The organism is Hymenobacter agri (assembly GCF_054778495.1).
Genome location: NZ_BAAGZM010000533.1, coordinates 1 through 2,970, shown reverse-complemented (window position 1 = coordinate 2,970; position 2,970 = coordinate 1). Strand labels below are relative to the sequence as shown.

Genomic DNA, 2,970 nt, shown 5'->3' with positions numbered 1-2,970 from the left:
GGCGGCGTAGCGACCCGCCAGCACAAACTCGTCGGCGTCGGCCGGTGCGGCGGCGCCCGAAGCCGAGCGGGCGAAGCAGGCACTTAGCTCGCGGAAATCGTCGAGCTTCAACTCGTACAGCGTGCGCAGCAGCTCGTTGAAATTGGCGGCCTGCTGCTCCGATACGTTGCTTACCACCTCATTGTAGGTGTGCTGGCGCAGGTGCTGGTGCAGCCCCAGCAGGCAGATATGCACCATGTTGCGCAGGTAGCTGTTCTGCGGCTGCTGGCTCAGCAGCTGCAGGGCCTCGAACAGGGCGTGGTCGTAGCAGTCGTAGTCGAACCAGCTTTGCACCAGCTCCAGCCGGCTCAGGCGGCGGATGCGGTCGAAATCGGGCGGGCTGGGCTGCGCACCCTCGGCCACGTGCCCCTGGGCCAGCCCCTGCACGAAGCGCATGCGCTTGGCGCAATCGGGGTGCGATTTCAGCGTGTCAGAGGTTTCGAGCACGGTTTTGGCCGCCGCCTGCACCGTGAAGATGGACCTAGGCGCGGCCGGCGCCCCAAACGTGCGCGGAAACTCGGCGCAGCTGAACCGGGCCGCCAGCGGCAGCGAGGCCGGGTTTTCGGGCTGGTCGATGACGTCGAGCAGCTGCAGAGTACGGTAGGCCTGCGGAGCCTCGTAGGTAGTGCGGGCCAGCAGCACATAGCCCAGCGAATCGGCCTGCCGCTCGAAGCGACGGTGGTGGTAGCTACTGCTCAGCGAGAAGCCCAGGGCCAGCGCTTTCAACTGCGAGTTGATGTTGTATTCGGAGTTGACGATGCGGCGAAACTCGCGCTTCAACTCCTTGCTGTGGATGGCGGTGAGGCGGTCGCGCAGGCCGGTTTCGAGGTGGTGGCTGGCACCGTGGGCCAGTTCGTGGCACAGCACGTAGGCTAGCTGGCTCTCGTTTTCGAGGCGGGGCAGCAGGCCCAGGTTTAGCAGCACGGTGCTGCTGCCCACGGCGCGGGCGTTGGGCTCGGGGTTGCGGGTGAGCACCAGCCGGGTGCCGGCTGGTAGCTGCGGGTTGGCCCGCAGAATCCGGGCAAACACCTGCTGCACATAGGGCTCCACCACGGGGTCGAGCAGGGCGGCGTAGCGAATGGCGTTGTACACATCGGCCGAGGCTTCCTGCACCACGCGGCGGTAGTGCTCGCGGTACTCGCTGCTGCCGGTTTTGGGCACGGGCATCTCGGCCCGCAGGGCGGTGCGCTGGGCTACGGCCAGCTCGTGGCGGCGCAGGGTATCGGGCGTGTAGAATGGCCGGTAGGCCTCATCCTGAGCCCACGCTGCCGCGATACTCAGCCAGCCCAGCAGCGCCAGGCAGAGAAGTCGAAACATGAAAGGAATGCGCGATATATCGGTAGAGCGCAAATCGGCTATATACCAGCTTCAAATCTAGCAGCATAGCTTATTCATTTCCAACCGAAACGCCGGATTTATTTTTTCGGGCGCACAAAAAAAGGGTGGCGAGGTGCTGACCTGCACCTCGCCACCCTCGCGGACAATTCAACTGTTCAGCCGGCGGCTACAGCCGCTTGCTCAGCAGCACGCCCGAGTAGGCGTAGCCGTTCACGTTCAGCCCTTGCATGGGCACGAAGCTCACGCCGCGGCGGCCGGCCACTTTGTGCAGCTGTGGCACCAAAATGCCCATGGTGGTGCCCACGGTGTAGCCCACAATGTTGTCGGAGAGGAAGTGCTTGCCGGCTTCGACGCGCGAATAAGCCACGGCGGCCGGCACCAAGGCGGCCGCGCCCCAAACCAAGCCCTCACCCGCGTAGCCGGGATTGAAATCGTGCAGCACTTTGGCTGCGAAGAAGGTGGCCGTGGCCGTGTGGGCCGTGTGGCCGGCAAAGAACGAGTTGGTGGCTACCGGGCCCACGCCCCCGCCGCCATCGCCGGTGCCGTAGAGGTAGGGCCGGTTGCGCGACACGTTGCCCACGGTGCTGGTGAAAATAGCATCCGTGGCCAGCATGGTTTCGACGTAGAGGCCCAGAATCTGACCGTAGTGACCGCGCACGTCCTTGTTCAGGGCCAGCAGGCCGGGGGCAATGGCCAAGGTGGGATAGCAGAGCAGGTCGCTGGCGGTCTGCCAGCTGTCGCTGTACCAGCCGGCCGAGAAGCGGTCGAAGCTGGGCACGTCTTCTTTGCGCAGCATAGCTCGCTCGGCCGCGGTGACGCCGCTTTTCTGCTGCACGCGGTAGAGGCCAAAGGCGCTGACGGCCCCCAGTCCCAGGATGATGGGGCCATCGACAGCGAAGCGGGTGTGGTAGGGCGATTCGGCTTTTTGAGCCTGAGCGGCCGGAGCGGCGGCAGTGAGCAGGGAGCCCGCGAGGGCCAGCGAGGCGAAGAATTTCATGAAGCGGAACATTGGGGTAATGTGGCCCAAACGAAATTCCGCGCCCCGGGTTATACCACGGCCGCGCCACCGACCCGGGCCCGCGCCGCGGCGGCTTACAGGTACGACAGCCACCAGTAGCGGTGGCGCTGTTTGTAGCCCTGGTACCAGCGGCAGGGCCGGTACAGGAGCAGTATCACGCCCACCCACACGGCGTAGGCCCGCGCCAGGCTGGGCGCGTAGCCGGCGGGCCAATCTTTGGGCTCGGCAAACGAGAAATTGAATGGATGCCCGAAGGTAAAGTAGCTCCACACCCAGGCGCTGCCGCTGATGAGCAGCAGGTGCAGCAAATAGTAGAAAAACGGCACCTGCCCGAAGGTGCGTAGCCAGCGGCTAAGCTGCCCGGTGGCGGTTTCAGATACGCTCAGCAGCCACAGGGCCGCGCCCTGCGTGAGGCACACGAACAGCAGCGAGGGCGGGTATTTGGTGACGTTGACGAACGACAGCAACGTAAACAGCAGCCCGCGCGGCTGCGGGGCCCAAGGCTGCGGGTCGCCGTACCAGTTGGTGGCCCGTAGTGCCACGAACAGCACCAGCAGCGCCGTGCCGGCCAGCCA

The 2,970-nt window shown here is 65.3% G+C and carries 2 protein-coding genes and 1 pseudogene; all 3 read right to left on the bottom strand.

Features of this window, described 5'->3' with window-relative positions; all coding sequences use genetic code 11:
- The coding region (locus ACYVDE_RS18885) for a M48 family metalloprotease (RefSeq protein ID WP_460503097.1) at positions 1 to 1,356 on the bottom strand (1,356 nt) is incomplete at its 3' end.
- Between the two features lie 187 nt (positions 1,357 to 1,543).
- Positions 1,544 to 2,374 (bottom strand): phosphatase PAP2 family protein, encoded by an 831-nt coding sequence (locus tag ACYVDE_RS18880; RefSeq protein WP_460503096.1) that lies wholly within the window; start codon positions 2,372 to 2,374, stop codon positions 1,544 to 1,546.
- Between the two features lie 95 nt (positions 2,375 to 2,469).
- A pseudogene (locus ACYVDE_RS18875) lies at positions 2,470 to 2,970 on the bottom strand (hypothetical protein); the annotation flags it as partial.

Excerpts from the sequence above, each read along its gene's own strand:
- ACYVDE_RS18880 (WP_460503096.1), bottom strand. The coding sequence starts at position 2,374 with ATGAAATTCTTCGCCTCGCTGGCCCTCGCGGGCTCCCTGCTCACTGCC.